We start from the raw sequence: 18,631 nt of genomic DNA on the forward strand, positions 1-18,631 counted from the left end.
AGACGAATCAAATTCTAGGTCCTTAACACACGGTGTTGATATGTGATTATTTTGTTTCTACTTTCAATAAAGTATTAATTTTTGTTGCATAAATAATGTAAATAATATATTTTAAAACAATTTACATATGAATTTGACTTGTTTTATGCATGTAAGGCGATTGTCTTGTGCGGTTCGTAGTCCAATGTGGTGTGTCTGGGTTTTCTCGTTATTCGGGGGGCAGTGGGTTCATGCCGCCGAAAACGACTTTCTGCAGTTGTTAAGGCACGCCTCCTATTCCCATCCCCAAGCAGCCATGGCGCAGAGCGAGAGAGAAGGAGCGGATGGTGAACGCCAGGCTGCTCACTGGCAGAGATATCCCGTGCCCAGCTTCCAGAGCATGACGCCGCAAGACCGCTCGCGTTCGGAGCCGGTCAACCGATTTTCCTTGGAGCAGCCAGTTTTCGCGGGCGGGCGCATTGATGCGGGCATCGATGAGGCTGAAGCGAAATTTACCGCGAGCCAAAGTAATTTGGATCAAGTGGCTGCCGACTTGGGAATACGTTTGAGTTCTGTCTGGTATGAGTGGCATCGCCAGCGGGAGCGTAAGGTAGTGTTGCAGGAGAGCGTGCAAGCCCACCAGCGTTTGCGCGACCAGATTGGCCGACGAGTCAAGGAGGGGGTGAGCGCCCAGGCGGACTTGACGCTGGCCGTGGCGCGTTTGTCACAGGCGGAGGGCGATTTGCAGCAAGCCAGGGCTGCCGAACGCAATGTTTATGCGCAGCTTGTGCAGTTAGCAGGAACGCAGATCCATCTTCTTGGCGCGTTTCCTGTCGGTTTGGCCGATCAGGCGGTCACGGAGATGCCCTCTGTCAGCTGGCATGAGAAAGCTGTTGCTCGTGATCCGGGTCTGGCGAAGCTGGATGCGGAGGCCGAGGCTGCGGGGGCCGATATCAGGGTGAGGCGCGGGCAGCTGTTTCCTGCGGTGAGCATCCGCTACGACTATGACGCTTCGGGTCCTAGAAAGGGCTCCGGCGTATTCCTCCAGGTTTCGGCCCAGCCAGGGGCGGGTTTGTCCGGACTTTCCGGCGTAAAAACCTCGGAAGCCCATTACCAAGCCGTCAAGGATGCGCGGCGCAGCGCCGAGCTGGAGCTGCGGCAAATGCTGGATACCGATTTTTCCGATTATGACTCCGCGCTGGCAAGGATTCAATCCTACGAGCAATTGCAGAGGTCTTCCCGAGAAGTGGCGGATTCCTATGCCAGGCAGTTTGTCGCGGGCAGGAAAAGCTGGCTTGATGTACTGAACGCGGTACGTGAATCGGTAGCCGCAGATCTTTCCATTATCGACGCGAAAACGCAACGATCGCAGGCTTGGTGGCGCTTGCGTTTGCGGGCTTTTGGTCTTGGCGATGCAAGCAAGGGGGAGCAATGAACAATCTGGGTGTGGCGTTATTGCATCTCTGCCGTTTGCAACGGCACCGAATCAATCATCACAGCGTGGCCTTTGCGTTGGAAAGCAGCCTGTCGGAGGGCGGGCCGGAAGAACAGCTGTCGGAACTATGGCATCGACTTGAGCAGGCCGGCGCTCCCCTTTCGCTGGATGCTTTGACGCCCGACCGGCTGCCGGCGCTGGTTTTCCATCCTCAATCCGGCTGGAGCGTAGCCGAGGCGCTCGATGCCCAGGGAAGGCTGGTGGTGGCTAACGGCCTGGGCGGGCAAATGGCGATGGACAAGGAGCGGCAGCGTGTTCTGCAAAGTTTTGTCCTGCCCATACAGGCAAGCCGTGCAGGCGCTATGGCATGGGGCATGATCAAGGCCTCGGTATTGCAGCATCGCAAAACGCTGGTCAACGCCATGGTGGCGACTGGCTTGGTCAATCTGATTTCACTGATTGTTTCCATCTACAGCATGCAGGTGTATGACCGGGTGATCCCGACCTCCGGCGTGGCGACTTTGACGGTGCTGACTATCGGTGCGGTATTGGCGGCGATGTTCGAGTTTACGCTCAAGTGGCTGCGCGGCCATGCCATAGACCAGGCTAGTGCGGTGGTGGATTGCGAGGTTTCCAATCAACTGGTCAGCCGGTTGCTGGGTAGTCGTCTCGATGCGCGCCCCGCCCAGGTCGGCACCTTGGCGGCCCAGGTTAGGGGTTTCGATTACATCCGCGGCTTGATGACGTCGACTACGCTGTTTTTCGCCATCGATCTGCCGTTTGGATTGTTGTTCATCGGGGTCATTGCTTTGTTGGGCGGCGTGGCGGTAATTGCGCCCATCGTGGTGGTGGCGACCAGCATTGTATTGGGTTTGTATGCTGCCAAGCGGGTGCGGCGCTTGAGCGCGCAAAGCTTGCACAACAGCAATCGCAAGATGGGCGTGCTGGTCGAGGCGATAGAGGCGGGAGAAACACTCAAGGCCGGAGGCGGTGAATGGAGACTGCTGGGCAAGTGGCGTCATCTGGTCGAGCAGGTGGCCATCGATGACTTGGAGCTGAAAAACCATAATTCAAACATCAGCTATATCGTCGCGTTGCTGCAGAGCGTTGGCTATGTCGCGATGATCGCCACTGGCGCAGTGTTGGCCATGGACGGTTACATCACCACCGGCGCTCTGCTGGCTTGCTCCATCCTGAATGGACGCGCCGTGAGTCCGTTGTTGCAATTGCCCTCCTTGTTGTTGCAATGGTCACAGGCTAGGTCTGCCCTGCAAACACTGGACCAGATGCTGGCTTTGCCTGCGGATGCGTCGGATGAGAGCGAGCAGCTCACGCCGGACTCATGCCGCGGCGATATCTGGTCGGACGATCTTGGCTTCGGCTATGCCGAATCCTCTGCCGCAAGCGTAGCGTTGCGCGCACCGCTATCAGTCAGGGCGGGCAGCAAGGTAGGTATTGTCGGCGAGGTCGGTTCCGGCAAATCCACCTTGCTGAAGCTGCTGGCGGGTCTGTATGAGCCGCAAAAAGGCCAGGTGCGTCTGGATGGCGTGGATATGCGGCATCTGAGTCCAGGTTTTGTGCGCGCCAATTTGGGTTATCTCGCTCAAGACTATCGCTTGGTGGGCGGCACCTTGCGGGAAAACCTGACCTTGGGCTTGGCCGACCCCGGTGATGCATCCCTGCTTGAAGCTTGCCGCGCCACTGGCTTGATCCAACTGATCAATGCCAGCCCGAAGGGTTTGGCGCTGCCGATCAGCGAAGGTGGCCGGGGTGTGTCGGGCGGTCAGCGTCAGCTGATCGGTCTTACCCGTCTGTTTCTGGCGAATGCCAAGATTTGGCTGTTGGATGAACCTACGGCTTCGCTGGACGGAAATAGCGAAGGGAAGATTCTAAGCATGCTGAGACAGCAGGGTAGCGACCGAACCATGATCGTCGTGACGCATAAGCAAAGCCTGTTGCCCCTGTTTGATCGCCTTATCGTGATCGTGAATGGCAAGGTCGCGTTGGACGGTCCGCGAGACCTTGTATTGGCCAAGCTGCAGGGCAATGCCGACGCGAATCAAACTGTAGAAACGAATTGATTTTCATGAATGTCATCAAGCAGCAAAAAACATTGAAGTCGCCTTCCATCCATGGCGGGCGATTGATCTGGGCCAGCGCGGCGGTCGTGCTTGGCGCCGGCATTTGGGCGGCGAACGCTCCCTTGGATCAGATCACCCGCGGACCGGGTCAGATCATTGCCAGCTCGCATACTCAGATCGTGCAGGCCGCCGATGGCGGCACCATGCAGCATCTGTATGTCCGGGAGGGGGATATGGTCAAGCGCGGCCAACTTCTGGCCCAAATGGATCGTGCAAGAGCTGAGTCCATGGTCAAGGAAAGCGAAGCCAGGGCGGCGGCGTTGCAGGCCAACATTGCCCGTTTGAAGGCGGAAGTGTTCGGCGGCGCGCCGCAATTTCCGCTTGAGGTGCGGGGCTACCCGGAGTTTCAGCGCAACCAGGGCATTCTGTTCGTCAAACGGCAGGCGGCCATAAGCGAGGAGTTGAGTTCGTTGCAGTCTTCGCTCGCCATCGTCAAGAACGAGTTGAACATGAACTTGCCGCTGGTAAATCAGGGTGATGTCAGCAGGGCGGATATATTGCGCCTGCAACGCCAGGTGGCGGAGTTGAGCGGACAGATCACCAACCGTAAAAACAAGTATTTGCAAGATAGCCAGACGGAGCTGTCCAAGGCCGAGGAGGATTTGGCCTCGGTGGCGCAGATCAAGGCGCAAAGACTGGATTCGCTCAATAACACCCGTTTGTTAGCACCAGTGGACGGTGTGATCAAGAATGTCCGGATGACCACTCCGGGCGCGGTGCTGAAACCCGGGGAGGAGCTGCTCTCCATCGTCCCGGTTGGAGATGAATTATTGGTTGAAACCAAGATCAAGCCTTCTGACATCGCATATCTGAAAAAGGGTTTGCCGGCCACGGTCAAGTTTGACGCTTGGGATTACAGCATCTATGGCGCATTCAAAGGGGTGGTGAGCTATATCAGTGCCGATACCCTGACGGAAGAGGGCAAGCATGGCGATCAATTGTTTTACCGAGTGAAGATTAGCTTGCCCAAGCAGAATTTTTTGAACACCAAGGGGAAGTTGATTGAGTTACAGCCGGGCATGACGGCTCAGGTGGATATAAAAACAGGGACGAGAACAGTCCTGCAATACCTGACAAAGCCTCTTACCAAGACTTTGTCGGATTCCATGGGCGAGCGCTAAGTCTCCTCGCTTTAAATTTTCGTGATGAATATTAATTATTTAGGGGTTGTTCTGGCATGGCTATAAAAAAATCAGCACCGGCTCGTAGTGCTTCTGGTGTTATCGAAACGAAAAATAAAATTGTTGCGGCACAGTCTGCTGAGAAATCGACGGGCAAGCAGGAAATGCAGGTTAAGAAGAAAGTCTTGGTGGCAGAGGCTGAGCCCGCAACCAAGATCGATGCGGATGTGAAAGGCATGGCCACAGATGAGCAAGCTGCTCCGGTTGCTCAAAATGAGACTGTAGCTCAAGCCGATGCATCTTCCGTATCTTCGGTAGTCAGCAATGCCGGACAAGCGGAACAATCGGCTTCTGTATCGCATGCCGCAAGCGCCGGTAAATCCGGTTATTCGCCATGGCTGCTTGGCACGGCGCTGGTAGGGGGGCTGGCCGCCGCGGCAGGCGGTGGCGGTGGCGGTGGCGGTGGCGGTGGCAGTGGCGGTGGCAGTGGTAGTGGCAGTGGTAGTGGCAGTGGCAGTGGCAGTGGCAGTGGAAGCGATGGAGGCAGCCCGGCGCCGCAGCCGGCGGCTCAGTTCAAGGGAACGGTCATCGACGGTTATATCAAGGGCGCTGAAGTATTTTTGGTGGATAGGTATGGCAAGGAAATCACCACCGGGCAAAAAACCGACGACAAGGGCAATTTTAGTATCAACAACCCCGATGGCTTGGCGGTCAAGATCAAGGGTGGCGTGAATGTCGATACCGGCGCAGCCAATACCTTGGAGCTGTATGCACCGGCGGGCCAGTCCGGCAAAGTGATGGTCACCCCGCTGACTACGCTGGTGCACAAGCTGGTAACAGAGCACGGCATGTCGAGCCAGGATGCGAAAGTCCAGGTGCAAAAGGTTTTGGGTCTGAATGGCGAGGCGGATTTGCTGACCCAAGACCCGATTGAAGCCAAGAACCTTGATGCGCACAAAGCAGCGGTCAAGTTGGCGACGGTCATTGCAGGTATCGGCGCGGGTACTGCAACCGCAGAAAAATTGTTGACCGATTTGGTGGTGTCGATCAAATCCAATTCCTTGCAAGATCTGAATCAGACGCTGAAGGCTTTGGTTGAGCAGCATGCGGGAAGCGAGAAATCTGCAACCTTCGAACTGCAGATGAAAGCCATCGATGAAGCGACTGATTTCCAGAAGATCGCCGAGTCCCAAAAGGCGATCGCCGGCGATGCCATTCCTCCAGAAAAAGCGCATATCGACGTCGCAACTTTGGTTGGGGCCGAAGCGGTGAAATTTCCATTGGCGTTGCAAGTTAAAGCAGCGAGTGATGCTGAGACTGTAGTAGTCAAATTCAATGGCCAGGTACTGGTTGCGGATGGCAAGGGCGCTTATAGCATTGATGCCAGCAAGCTGGCCGATGGCGATTACAAGGTGGAAGTGATCAGCGCCGACAAGGTCGGCAATGCTTCCATTAGTAGCCAGGCGATCACTATCGATACAACCGCTCCGGTAGTGGAAATTCATGCGCAGGGTGCCCAGGCCGGTTTCAGCAAGGGCTTTACGGTTAATGCCGGCGCAGTGGTCACTGGCGTGGATTTGGCCAAGTTCGACAAGACCAGCAAGGACGGCGTCGATACCTACATAGCCAAAGCGGGCGCGTTCAAGGGCGATGAAGTACTGAAATTGGGTGCCAGCCTGACCGATGCGGCTGGCAATGAAGGCAAGGCGGTTGGTGTCGAGTTGAAGATCGACAGCACCGCGCCGGCACAGCCGGCCATCGCGCTGAAGGTCGACAGTGGTACCGTGAGCGACAAGATCACCAACGACGCTACGCTGGACATCAGCTTAGCCGCGGAGGGCGTGAGCCGCGTGGTCAAGGTGGATGGCGTCAAGGTGGATGCTTACGACGCGAGCAAGCTCGCGGAAGGCAAGCATACGGTGGAAGTGATCGACACCGACGCGGCCGGCAACAGCGTGTCGAGCGGCGCGTTCACGTTCGAACTGGCCAAGACTGCCCCGACCGTTGAGCTCAAAGCGATTGTGGCCGAGGGGGGCTTCAGCCATGGCTTCACGGTCAATGCGGGGGCGGTGGTCACTGGCGTGGATTTGGCCAAGTTCGACAAGACCAGCAAGGACGGTGTCGATACCTACATCGCCAAAGCGGGAGCGTTCAAGGGCGATGAAGCGCTGAAGCTGGATGCAAGCCTGACTGATGGCGCCGGCAACGAGGGCAAGGCAGGTCTGGCGCTTAAGATAGACACCATCGCGCCGGCGCAGCCGACGATTGCACTGAGGGTGGACAGCGGCGTGGTGGGCGACAAATTGACCAACGATGCCACACTGGACATCAGTCTGGCGGCGGATGGTGTGAGCCGCGTGGTCAAGGTAGATGGCGTCAAGGTGGATGGTTACGACGCGAGCAAGCTGGCGGACGGCAAGCATACGGTGGAGGTGATCGACGCCGATGCAGCCGGCAACAGCCTGTCGAGCGGCGAGTTCGCGTTCGAGCTGGACAGGACTACTCCGGCCGTTGAGCTGAAACCGATTGCGGGCGAGGGCGGCTTCAGCCATGGCTTCACGGTCAGTGCGGGCGCGGTGGTTACTGGCGTGGATTTGGCCAAGTTCGACAAGACCAGCAAGGACGGCATCGATACCTACATTGCAAAGGCGGGAGCATTCAAAGGCGATGAAGCGCTGAAGCTGGATGCAAGCCTGACTGATGGCGCCGGCAACGAAGGCAAGGCTGGTTTGGTGCTGAAGATAGACACCATCGCGCCGACGCTGCCGGCAATTGCGCTGAAGGTGGACAGCGGCGCGGTAGGCGACAAGATCACCAATGACGCCACACTGGACATCAGCCCGGCGGCGGATGGCGTGAGCCGGGTAGTCAAGGTGGATGGCGTCAAGGTGGATGGTTACGACGCGAGCAAGCTGGCGGATGGCAAGCATACGGTGGAGGTGATCGACGCTGATGTAGCCGGCAACAGCGTGTCGAGCGGCGAGTTCAGTTTCGAGTTGGACAAGACGGCTCCTGTGGTGGAATTGGCAACTATCTACCGGCAAGCTGGTTTCTGCTCAGGCTTTACTGTGACCGCTGGGGCTGTGGTGGCGGGCGTGGATTTAACGAAGTTTGACAAGACCAGCAAGGATGGCGTCGATACCTACATTGCCAAAGCAGGGGAGTTCAAGGGCGATGAAGCGTTGAAGCTAAGCGCGAGTTTGAGGGATGTCGCCGGGAACGAGGGCAAGTCGCGGGATGTTGAGCTGAAGATTGATAGCACTGTGCCGGCGCAGCCGACGATCGCGCTGAAGGTGGATAGCGGCATTGCTGGCGATCAGTTGACCAATGACGCTACGTTGAACATCAGCGAGACAGCCGCGGGCGTGACGCGTGTGATCAAGCTGGATGGATTTAAACTGGATTACTACAACCCGAACCATATGGATCATTATGATCCAAGCAAGCTGACTGACGGTTTGCATAAGGTGGAGGTAATCGATACCAATGCGGCGGGTAATAGCATATCTAGTGGCGAGTTCTCGTTCGTGCTTGATAAAACACCTCCGAAATGGCCGTTGTTGAAACTGGTTGAGGATACTGGAATCAAAGGCGATAACATTACTCGCAATGGCGAATACACGGTTTCTGCTGAGGATGGTGTTAGTGTCGAGTATAAAGTGTATGGCGATACTGAATGGCATGCCAATAAGCCTGTGGCGATAGAGGGGCGAAACTATAATAATATTATTAAGGCGCGTGCGGTTGATAAGGCGGGTAATGTTTCGGATGAAGCTGAGCTCCGGTTTACTTATGTCACCACTCCGCCGCCTAAGCCAGCGTTGGTTATAGATGTATCCAATAATATGGTTGATGATCCTTTGTTGACTAATAAAACACTGCATGGAATTGCAAGTGCTTATTGGATGGAGTATAGCGCGGATGGCCGGAGTTGGACGCATTTTGTATCTGATCCTGGTAAGGGGGTGGCTTATGTTGGAAGTCGTGAGGGTTTGAATCATTTCTATGCTCGTGCTACTGATGAAGCTGGAAATGTGTCGGAAGTTGGGGAGTATTTCTTTACACAGGATACTGCCCCCCCTGCTCCTGCAGAAATTAATATCGACCCTTTGATAAATGGGGATCGGGCAAAGAGTCCCTTCTCTTTTACGGTTAATAATCCGGATGATGTCGTTAAGACGCTAGTTTCATTCTCGGGTATGGGGTTTGGTAATATTGCAGCTGATCTTGGTATGAATGGAAATTATGTCATAGATCCCAAGGGTCTAATAAATGGAAATTATAAGATACAAGTATTGAGCTACGATAAGGCAGGTAATAAGACTGTAACTTATAAAGACTTTACACTAGATAAAATCACGCCTCATATCTTCTTGACTCATGATACTGGGCGTAGCGCGACGGATGGAATTACTTCGGATGGCTATTTCGATGTGACTGCCATGCCCGAGCTTGGTGCGACATTCTCTTATAGCTCGGATGGCGGTTTGACATGGTCCCCATCCAAGCCAGATGCAGTAGAAGGTTTGAATGTCATCAAGGTGATTGCAAGGCCTGAGGCGGGGGCGGCTTCATCTGCCGCAGAGTTACGTTTCATTCTGGATACTCATGCCCCGGATGTGCCGACCATTGCGTTGAAGGTGGACAGTGGGGTCGTGGGAGATAAGATTACTAACGACGCCGCGCTAGAATTTAGCAAGCTTGAGGATGGCGCAACACGTGTGATTAAGCTGGATCATGTCAAGGTAGATGGTTATGATCCCGGCAAGTTGGGCGAAGGTAAGCACACTGTTGAAGTAGTGGATACCGATGTGGCTGGTAACAGTGCGTCGAGCGGCGAATTTGCTTTCGAGTTGGTCAAGTCCACGCCTCTGCTGGATATCCGGGCGCTGTACATCGACGGGCAGGTGGATTACAGCAAGGGCTTTTCGGTAACAACGGGCGCGACTGTGACTGGCGTGGACTTGGCTAAGTTTGATAAGAGCAGCCACGACGGCCTCGATTTCTACATTGCCAAAAATAATGCATTTAATGGCGAGATTTTATTGGCTAACGCCAGTCTGATTGATGCCGCTGGAAACGAGAGCAAGGCGTTTCAGCGATTCATGGTGGATACCACTCCACCGGATGTGCGTGTGTTTCCCTTGGGCCTGCGCGGGGGCTTTAGCCATGGTTTTACCGTGACGATTGGTTCGAAAGTGACGGGGGTGGATCTGACAAAATTCGTCATGACGACAGATTACCGGAGTTGGGATAATTATGAAGCGAAAAAAGGCGAATTTGATGGCGAGCAGGTGACGATCACTGCGAGCCAAAAGGATAAGGTTGGCAATGTAGGTCAGGCGGAAATATCGATCAAATTTGATACCACCCCTCCGGTTGTGGAATTGCACGCTATTCCCCATAAGGGCGATTATAGCAGCGGCTTCACCGTGACCAAGGGCGCGGAGGTGCGTGGGCCACTGGATAAGTTTGACAAAGTGGTGGACAGTACTGGCAAGTTAGATGTCTACATCGCAAAGAACGGAGCGTTTGATGGCGAATCCCCGATTATTAGTGCCAGCCTGAAGGATGCGGCCGGAAACGTGGGCGAGGCGATTATCCAGCCTAAGATAGATACTACCGCGCCGCATCTGGGAGGAATTCGGTCTGTTGGCGGACGAGGAGACTTCGCTTATGGTTTCAGTGTGGACGCTGGGGCGGAAGTGACTGGGGTGGATTTGACGAAGTTTGTCAAGTCGTTTGATTCCGCGAAGCAGCTGGATGTTTATACCGCTCATGATGGCGCATTTAATGGGGAGCTGGTGACAATTAGCGCGCGCTTGGAAGATGCGGCTGGAAATATGTCGGATACCATTAGCGGGTCGTTTAGGATTGATACCCAGGCTCCCGATGCTCCAGGCTTCACGTTTGCTGTGGGCAACAGTATTAAATTTGTAGCGGAAGAGCATGCATCATTGTGGTACAGCGCAGATGGCATTCAGTGGGATGGAGTCCCGCCTTTGATCCCGCCCTTTGCGCATGTATTTGGCAGTTATCTAACGCATCAGGTTGACGAAGCTCAAAATGTATCGGCTGCAGTGAAAACCTTCTATTCCACGATGGCTCGAGCAGAGCAGTATGATATACAAAAGTATGATCCAGCTTCTAAAGTGGTGTTGAGATTCGGTAAGGGCGCAGACCATATTCATCTGGAAGGCTTGGCGGTAACGGCGGATACCGATTTGTCAGGCAAGCTCAGCGCTGAGCAGGTTGGCGGGGATGTGAAGCTGACGTTTGCTCAGGACAGCGGTTTTGCCGGCTCTTTGGTGCTGCATAATGTGACCCTGACTCCCGAAGAGTTGCACAAGCCTAACGTGCTATTCGTGTAAATTGATTCTTTTCCGTTTTACGGACTGAAAATCAGACAACCCGGCAAGCAAGCTTGCCGGGTTTTTTTATATGCGCAGAACCGGGGGGGCAGGCTGGGGCCTTGCCGACTGATCATGGCGAATGCGAAGTGGCCTGCTGGGCCAGGAAATGGTCGGTAGGTTGGTTTCTAATGGGGCGAGGGGATTTCGGGGCGGCAAGATAAAAAATGGCGCGACGCGTGAAAACACGTCGCGCCATCTGGTTTGTGCCGACGGAGTCCGCGTCAGCGGCTGCGGCCGGTCTTGCCGCCGGGCTTGGCCGGCGAGCGGCCAGCCTGCGGCTTGCCTGAGGCCGGCCGGCCGCTTTGGCCATGCGCGCCGACGGCCGCGGCAGGCTTGGCGCGCTGCCCCTGCTGCGGCTGGCGGGCGCCGGGCGACTTGCCGCGGTTCATCGGCGCGCCCATCTTGTGGCGCACCGCGGCGGCCTTGTCGCCAGGCGGCGTCGGCGGAATCAGGCAGTGTTTGCTGTGGCCGATCAGGTCGGCGCGGCCCATCTGGATCAGCGCGTCGTGGATGATCTGCCAATTGTCCGGGTGGTGGTAGCGCAGGAAGGCCTTGTGCAGCTTGCGGCGGTAGCCGTCGCGCACCACGTCCACCTTTTCCGAGCTGCGCGACAGGCGCTTGAGCGGGTTGCGGCGGGTGTGCCACATGGTGGTGGCCATCGCCATCGGCGTCGGGGTGAAGGTCTGCACCTGGTCCAGGCGGAAGTTGTTCTTCTTCAGCCACAGCGCCAGATTCATCATGTCCTCGTCGCTGGTGCCCGGGTGGGCCGCGATGAAGTACGGAATCAGATACTGTTCCTTGCCGGCCTGGCGGGAAAAGCGCTCGAACAGCTCCTTGAACTTGTCGTAGGCGCCCATGCCCGGCTTCATCATCTTGGACAGCGGTCCGTCCTCGGTGTGCTCCGGCGCGATCTTCAGATAGCCGCCGACATGGTGCTGCACCAGCTCCTTGATGTATTCGGGCGAACGCACCGCCAGATCGTAGCGCAGGCCGGACTGGATGTTGATCTTCTTCACTCCCGGCAAGGCGCGCGCCTTGCGGTACAGCTGGATCAGGTGGCTGTGGTCGGTATTGAGGTTCTCGCAGATGTCCGGGTACACGCAGGACAGTTTTCTACAGGAGCTCTCGATCTTCGGGTCCTTGCAGCTGAGGCGGTACATGTTCGCCGTCGGGCCGCCCAGGTCGGAGATGTGGCCGGTGAAGCCCGGCGTCTTGTCGCGGATTTCCTCGATCTCGTGCAGGATCGACTCTTCCGAGCGGCTCTGGATGATGCGGCCCTCGTGCTCGGTGATGGAGCAGAAGGTGCAGCCGCCGAAACAGCCGCGCATGATGTTGACCGAATACTTGATCATCTCCCAGGCCGGGATGTGGGCGTCGCCGTAGGCCGGGTGCGGGTTGCGGGCGTAGGGCAGGCCGTAGACGAAATCCATTTCCTCGGTGGTGAGCGGAATGGGCGGCGGAGTCAGCCACACGTCGCGCTCGCCGTGCGTCTGCACCAGCGCGCGGGCGTTGCCCGGGTTGGATTCCAGGTGCAGGGTGCGGCTGGCGTGGGCGTACAGCACCGGATCGTGGGCAACGGCCTCGAACGCCGGAATCCGGATCACGGTCTTGGCGCGCTCTGCGCGGCGCTTGGCCAGGCGCTCCTCGCGCGATTCTATGCGTATCACCTGCGGCTTGCTGGGGTCGATGCCGGCGGTGGCCTTGGCCGCCTGTTCCGGAATCTCTTCGTATGGGTTCAGGTGCGGATCGACGCGGCCGGGCAGGTCGACCACGCTGGAGTCCATCTCCTGCCACTCCTCGTCCGGGCGCCAGCCCTGCGGCACGATGAAGGCGGTGCCGCGGATGTCGCGCATCTCCGACAGCTTTTCGCCGCGGGAGGCGCGATGGGCGATCTCCACCAGCGCGCGCTCGGCGTTGCCGTACAAGAGGATGTCGGCCTTGGAGTTGACCAGCACCGACGGCCGCACCTTGTCGCTCCAGTAGTCGTAGTGGGCGATGCGGCGCAGCGACGCTTCGATGCTGCCTATCATCACGCCGACGCCGGGGTAGGCTTCGCGGCAGCGCTGCGCGTAGACGGTGACGGCGCGGTCCGGGCGCTTGTTGGGCTCGGCGTTGGGGGTGTAGGCGTCGTCGGAGCGGGCGCGGCGGTCGGCGGTGTAGCGGTTGATCATCGAATCCATATTGCCGGCGGTGACGCCGAAGAACAGGTTCGGTCTGCCCAGTTCGCGGAACGCGTCGGCGCTGTGCCAGTCCGGCTGGGCGATGATGCCCACGCGGAAGCCCTGCGCCTCAAGCAAGCGGCCCACCAGCGCCATGCCGAAGCTGGGATGGTCGATATAGCAGTCCCCGGACACCAGGATGATGTCGCAGGAGTCCCAACCCAGCTGGTCCATTTCGGCGCGGGTCATCGGCAGGAACGGGGCGGTGCCGAAACGGCTGGCCCAGTACTTGCGGTAGGAGGAAATCGGTTTGGCGGCGGCTTGCGGAGTTGTCATGCGATCACGTCTAATTCGGGCAGCCGGCTATTTTGCCAGAATCCGGCAAAAAAATCAGCATAAACAATTGTTTATTATGGCGAATCGCCCGGCTGGCTGTAGGGATTTTACATTTTGGCGATATGCGCATGGTTTTGTGATGGAAATCAAGGATCTTGCGCGATGGCACCGCCCGGCGGATGCCCGGGGCATGAGTTTGGTGTACCCTTGCGGGCTTGTGCGACGCGGCAAAGCGTCCGCCCGCCGCGCCGGGCGCATTTTATCGATCAGGATCAAGGAGGGAATCATGGGTGAACGTATCGTGAGCGTGGCGGGAGGGGAGCGCGCGCTGGTGCAAAAACTGGAGGCGGGCGCCGTGCTGCATGTGCCCGATTTCGGCTTCACCCTGAGCGCGGCCGAGCAGGCGCTGCTCGATCCGGCCCTGTCCGATCCCAAGCGCAAGAACATCAGCCTGGAGCCGGGCAACGGCGCGCTGCACGGCGTGCTGGGCGGCGCGGACAAGGAGAGGGCGGTACGGGCGCTGATCTCGCGCTACCAGCGGGCGGCGGCCGATCTGCTGGCCCAGGTGCTGCCCGAATATCAGGGCAAGGTGCGCCCGGCGCCCACCAGCCTGCGCCTGGTGCGGGTGGAAGACCGCAAAACCTCCTGGCGCAAGGACGACAGCCGCCTGCATGTGGACGCCTTCCCGTCGCGCCCAACCTATGGCGAGCGCATCCTGCGGGTGTTCTGCAACATCAACCCTGCCGGCGAGCCGCGCGTGTGGCGGGTGGGCGAGCCGTTCGAGGAGATGGCGCAGAAGATGCTGCCGCGGGTGCCCAGGCAGTGGCCGGGCTCGGCCGCCTTGTTGGCGGCGCTGAAGATCACCAAGCGCAAGCGCAGCGGTTACGACCACATCATGCTGCACCTGCACGACGCGATGAAGGCCGACCTGGAATACCAGCGCGCCTGCCCGCAGCAGACGGTGCCCTTCGCCCCGGGCGGCGCCTGGATCTGCTTCTCCGACCACGCCTCGCACGCGGTGATGTCCGGCCAGTTCATGCTGGAGCAGACCTTGTGGCTGCCGCTGGAGAACATGGACGACCCGGCCAAGTCGCCGTTGCGGCAGCTGGAGCGGATCGTCGGGCGGGCGCTGGTGTGAGCGGCCAGGCTGCCTGGATTGCCGGATAAGGATGCCAGCCGTTTTATCTGGACCATTTCGCTCCATGCAGCCTGCGGAACGCAGGCGGTTTTCATCGACATCGGCGGCCTGCTTTAAACAAAGCGATTCAGCAAGCTTGAAGCGGCGTCGGCAAAATGCCTGGCGGGCGCCGGCCGGTGCGCGAGGCCCTGGCGCCGGTGTCCAAGCTGAAACAGACATCCGGCAAAAATCGGTTACAATGACCGATTCGCCATATCCTACCCACAGCCAGAACATGAGCACGGAAAACAACGCGCCGGTTGTCAACAACTTCATCCGCACCATCATCGACCAGGACCTCGCGTCGGGCAAGCACAGCACCATCGTCACCCGCTTCCCGCCCGAGCCCAACGGATTCGCCCACATCGGCCACGCCAAGGCCATCTGCATCAACTTCGGCCTGGCCGAGGATTACAAGGGCAAGTGCAATCTGCGCATGGACGACACCAATCCGGAGAAGGAATCGCCGGAATACGTGCAGTCGTTCATCGACGACATCAGCTGGATGGGCTTCAAGTGGGATGGCGAGGTGCGCTTCGCGTCCGACTACTTCGACCGCCTGTACGGCTACGCGGTGGAGCTGATCCAGTCCGGCAAGGCCTATGTGGACGACCTGTCCGCCGAAGAAATGCGCCAGTACCGCGGCAGCCTGACCGAGCCCGGCAAGAACAGCCCCTACCGCGACCGCAGCGTCGAGGAGAACCTCGACCTGTTCACCCGCATGAAGGACGGCGAGTTCCCGGACGGCAGCAAGACGCTGCGTCTGAAGATAGACATGGCTTCAGGCAACATCAATCTGCGCGATCCGGCCATCTACCGCATCCGCCGCGTGCATCACCACCGCACCGGCGACAAGTGGTGCATCTACCCGATGTACGACTACACCCACTGCATCTCCGACGCGATCGAGGGCATCACCCACTCGCTGTGCACGCTGGAATTCGAAGACCACCGTCCGCTGTACGACTGGGTGCTGGACAACATCAGCATCGGCTGCCACCCGCGCCAGTATGAATCGTCGCGGCTGGAATTGCTGTACACCCTGACTTCCAAGCGCAAGCTGCTGTCGCTGGTGAACGAGAGCGTGGTGACCGGCTGGGACGACCCGCGCATGCCCACCATCGCCGGCATGCGCCGCCGCGGCTACAGCCCGGCCGGCATCAAGCTGTTTGCCCAGCGCATCGGCGTGTCCAAGGGCGAGAACATCATCGACATGAGCGTGCTGGAAGGCGCGGTGCGCGAGACGCTGGAAAACGACTCGCCGCGCGTGATGGCGGTAGTCAATCCGCTGAAGGTGACGCTGAGCAACTACGACGCCGCCGTCAGCGCCAGCCGCAGCGCGCCGTTCCATCCGCACCATCCGGAGTTCGGCGAGCGCGAAGTGCCGATCGCCCGCGAAATCTGGATCGAGCAGGACGATTTCGCCGAAGTGCCGCCGCCGAAGTGGCAGCGCCTGACCGCCGGCGGCGAAGTGCGCTTGCGCTACTCCTATGTGATCAAGTGCGTGGAAGTGGTGAAGGATGCCGCCGGCAACGTGGTGGAGCTGAAGTGCAGCATCGACCACGACACGTTGGGCAAGAATCCGGAAGGCCGCAAGGTCAAGGGCGTAATCCACTGGGTATCGGCAGAGCACGCGATCGAGGCCGAGGTGCGCTGGTACGACCGCCTGTTCACCGAGCCGCGTCCGGACGCGGTGCGCGGCGAAGACGGCGAATATCTCGACTTCCGCCAGTTCATCAATCCGGAATCGCTGAAGCAGGTGCCGGCCTATGTCGAGGCATCGGTGCTGCAGGCGGCGCCCGAGTCGCGCTTCCAGTTTGAGCGTTTGGGTTATTTCGTCACCGACCGCAAAGAGCACCAGCCTGGCGTCAAGGCGGTGTTCAACCGCACGGTGGGCCTGAAGGACAGCTGGAACAAGTAAGTTCCGGCGGCAATGCGAATGGCGAGCCCCCGGGTTCGCCATTTTTACGTGCGGCCCCGCTCGCAATGGGGCCGGGACGCAAGGAGAAAACAAATGCGCGTTTCGCTCAGATCCATCATGGTTTCGCTGCTGGCCGCCGGCTTGCTGTCGGCTTGCGCGGCGGTGCCCGGCAAAGGCGACTATGTCTCCGGCAAGACCTACAAGATCACCGTCCTGCACACCAACGATCATCATGGCCGCTTCTGGCCCAATGCCGACGGCGAATACGGCCTGGCGGCGCAGAAGACGGTAGTGGACCAGGTGCGGGCGGAAGTGAAGGTCGAGGGTGGCTACACGCTGCTGCTGTCCGGCGGCGACGTCAACACCGGCGTGCCGGAATCCGACCTGCAGGACGCCGAGCCCGACTTCCGCGGCATGGACCGCATCGGCTACGACGCGATGGCGGTGGGCAATCACGAGTTCGACAAGCCGCTGCCGGTATTGATGAAGCAGCGCGGCTGGATACATTTCCCCATGCTGTCCGCCAATATCTATAAAGACGGCCAGCGCATTTTCGACCCCTACGTCCTCTTCAACCTGGGCGGCGTGAAGGTGGCGGTGCTGGGGCTGACCACCGACGACACCGCCAAGATGGTGAATCCGGCGCAGATCCAGGGCATAGAGTTCAAGAGCCCGATCGCCGAGGCCGGCCAGCTGGTGCCGGAATTACGCAAGCGGGCCGACATCGTGATCGCCGCCACCCATATGGGGCACTACCCGGACGGCCGGCATGGCGTCAACGCGCCGGGCGATGTGGAAATGGCGCGAGCGGTGAAGGGCCTGGATCTGATCGTCGGCGGCCACAGCCAGAACCCGGTGTGCATGAAGGCGGAGAACGTGCGCGACGACGCCTACGTGCCGGGCGCGCCTTGCGCGCCGGACCGGCAGAACGGCGCCTGGATCGTGCAGGCGCACGAGTGGGGCAAGTATGTCGGCCGCGCCGATTTCGAATTCCGCAACGGCAGCTTCAAGCTGGTGAAATACCAGCTGATTCCGGTCAACCTGAAGAAAACAGTGATCGGCGCCGACGGCAAGGCGAAAAAAATGCCCTACACCCAATTGATTCCGGAGGACAGCAAGCTGCGCAGCTTCCTCAAGACCTATCAGGAGAAGGGGCAGGAAGAGCTGGGCGTCAAAGTGGGCGAGCTGTCCACCAGGCTGGAAGGCGACCGCGCCGTGGTGCGCAGCCGGCCTGCCAGCCTCGGCGCCTTTGTCGGTCAGGCGATGATGGCCAAGGCGCACGCCGACTTCGCGGTGATCAACTCCGGCGGCATCCGCGATTCGCTGCCGGCGGGGGCGGTCAGCTACAAGGATGTGCTCAAGGTGTTCCCGTTCGGCAGCACGCTGGTTTACGTGGATATGCCGGGCAGCGAGGCATTGGCCTATCTGAAGGCGGCCGCCGCGATGACGCCGGGCTCCGGCGCCTTCGCCCAGTTTGCCGGCGTGAGGCTGCGCATCTCGGGCGGCGAGCTGCAGGAAGCTCAAGTGGGCGGCAAGGACATCGATCCGGCCCGAACCTACCGCGTGGCGATCAACAGCTTCATGGCGGCGGGCGGCGACGGCTATCCCAGGCTCGATCCGCATCCGGGTTTCGTGAATACCGGTTTTGTCGACGCCGAAGTGCTCAGGGATTACATCGCGGTCCATACGCCGGTGCGGGCGGAGCGTTATGCGCCGTCGATGGTGGAGAGCGAGTAGACCGGCGCCGCAGGTTTGGGCGGGAGGACAATCATGCGGCTTTCGCCGGGATGGATAAACTAGCACTTGGGTCCGGTGCGGGTGCCGATGAGGTGGGGTATGGTGGCCGGGTCGAGGGCATCTGCAACGATGTCCGGGCGGTTGCGCTCCCCCGCCGCATCGCCCTGAGCCGCCTGGCCTGCAAGCCGGGCCGGCCTTCCCGGCTAGCGGGG

At 58.9% G+C, this 18,631-nt stretch carries 7 protein-coding genes and 2 pseudogenes; 8 read left to right on the plus strand and 1 reads right to left on the minus strand.

Annotated elements, in window-relative coordinates:
• Window positions 1-295: 295 nt before the first annotated feature.
• The 5 genes and pseudogenes from BI347_RS14240 (at window position 296) to BI347_RS14255 (ending at window position 11,047) form a co-directional block, all read left to right on the plus strand.
• Complete coding sequence (locus BI347_RS14240; RefSeq protein WP_239690889.1) at window positions 296-1,414, plus strand: TolC family protein; 1,119 nt, start codon at window positions 296-298, stop codon at window positions 1,412-1,414.
• 422 nt (window positions 1,415-1,836) lie between these two features.
• Window positions 1,837-2,592, plus strand: a pseudogene (locus BI347_RS25105) (ABC transporter transmembrane domain-containing protein); the annotation flags it as partial.
• Window positions 2,593-2,850: 258 nt separating this feature from the next.
• Window positions 2,851-3,495: pseudogene (locus tag BI347_RS25110) on the plus strand (ATP-binding cassette domain-containing protein); the annotation flags it as partial.
• Between the two features lie 5 nt (window positions 3,496-3,500).
• Window positions 3,501-4,676 (plus strand): HlyD family type I secretion periplasmic adaptor subunit, encoded by a 1,176-nt coding sequence (locus tag BI347_RS14250; RefSeq protein ID WP_071116427.1) that lies wholly within the window; start codon window positions 3,501-3,503, stop codon window positions 4,674-4,676.
• 56 nt (window positions 4,677-4,732) lie between these two features.
• On the plus strand, window positions 4,733-11,047 hold the full coding sequence (locus BI347_RS14255; RefSeq protein WP_167359396.1) for an Ig-like domain-containing protein: 6,315 nt from the start codon (window positions 4,733-4,735) through the stop codon (window positions 11,045-11,047).
• Between the two features lie 263 nt (window positions 11,048-11,310).
• Here the strand turns inward: BI347_RS14255 and BI347_RS14260 are convergent, their stop codons facing one another.
• The gene (locus tag BI347_RS14260) at window positions 11,311-13,584 is read right to left on the minus strand and encodes a YgiQ family radical SAM protein (RefSeq protein WP_071116149.1); all 2,274 of its coding nucleotides are present in this window, start codon (window positions 13,582-13,584) and stop codon (window positions 11,311-11,313) included.
• A gap of 286 nt (window positions 13,585-13,870) precedes the next feature.
• Here BI347_RS14260 and BI347_RS14265 point away from each other — a divergent pair, with 286 nt between their 5' ends.
• The 3 genes from BI347_RS14265 (at window position 13,871) to ushA (ending at window position 18,419) form a co-directional block, all read left to right on the plus strand.
• On the plus strand, window positions 13,871-14,722 hold the full coding sequence (locus BI347_RS14265; RefSeq protein WP_071116150.1) for a Kdo hydroxylase KdoO: 852 nt from the start codon (window positions 13,871-13,873) through the stop codon (window positions 14,720-14,722).
• A gap of 274 nt (window positions 14,723-14,996) precedes the next feature.
• Window positions 14,997-16,682, plus strand: coding sequence for a glutamine--tRNA ligase/YqeY domain fusion protein (locus BI347_RS14270; protein WP_071116428.1), 1,686 nt, complete (start codon window positions 14,997-14,999; stop codon window positions 16,680-16,682).
• A gap of 93 nt (window positions 16,683-16,775) precedes the next feature.
• Window positions 16,776-18,419 carry a bifunctional UDP-sugar hydrolase/5'-nucleotidase UshA gene (gene ushA, locus BI347_RS14275; RefSeq protein WP_071116151.1) on the plus strand — a complete coding sequence of 548 codons (1,644 nt, stop codon included), beginning with the start codon at window positions 16,776-16,778 and terminating at the stop codon, window positions 18,417-18,419.
• Window positions 18,420-18,631 lie beyond the last annotated feature (212 nt).

It is taken from the genome of Chromobacterium sphagni (assembly GCF_001855575.1).
In the GTDB taxonomy this organism is placed as follows: Bacteria; Pseudomonadota; Gammaproteobacteria; order Burkholderiales; family Chromobacteriaceae; genus Chromobacterium; species Chromobacterium sphagni.

Bases quoted from the DNA above. Each gene is read 5' to 3' on its own strand.
- ushA (WP_071116151.1), top strand. From the start codon at position 16,776: ATGCGCGTTTCGCTCAGATCCATCATGGTTTCGCTGCTGGCCGCCGGC.
- BI347_RS14270 (WP_071116428.1), top strand. From the start codon at position 14,997: ATGAGCACGGAAAACAACGCGCCGGTTGTCAACAACTTCATCCGCACC.
- BI347_RS14260 (WP_071116149.1), bottom strand. From the start codon at position 13,584: ATGACAACTCCGCAAGCCGCCGCCAAACCGATTTCCTCCTACCGCAAG.
- BI347_RS14255 (WP_167359396.1), top strand. From the start codon at position 4,733: ATGGCTATAAAAAAATCAGCACCGGCTCGTAGTGCTTCTGGTGTTATC.
- BI347_RS14250 (WP_071116427.1), top strand. From the start codon at position 3,501: ATGAATGTCATCAAGCAGCAAAAAACATTGAAGTCGCCTTCCATCCAT.
- BI347_RS14265 (WP_071116150.1), top strand. From the start codon at position 13,871: ATGGGTGAACGTATCGTGAGCGTGGCGGGAGGGGAGCGCGCGCTGGTG.
- BI347_RS14240 (WP_239690889.1), top strand. From the start codon at position 296: ATGGCGCAGAGCGAGAGAGAAGGAGCGGATGGTGAACGCCAGGCTGCT.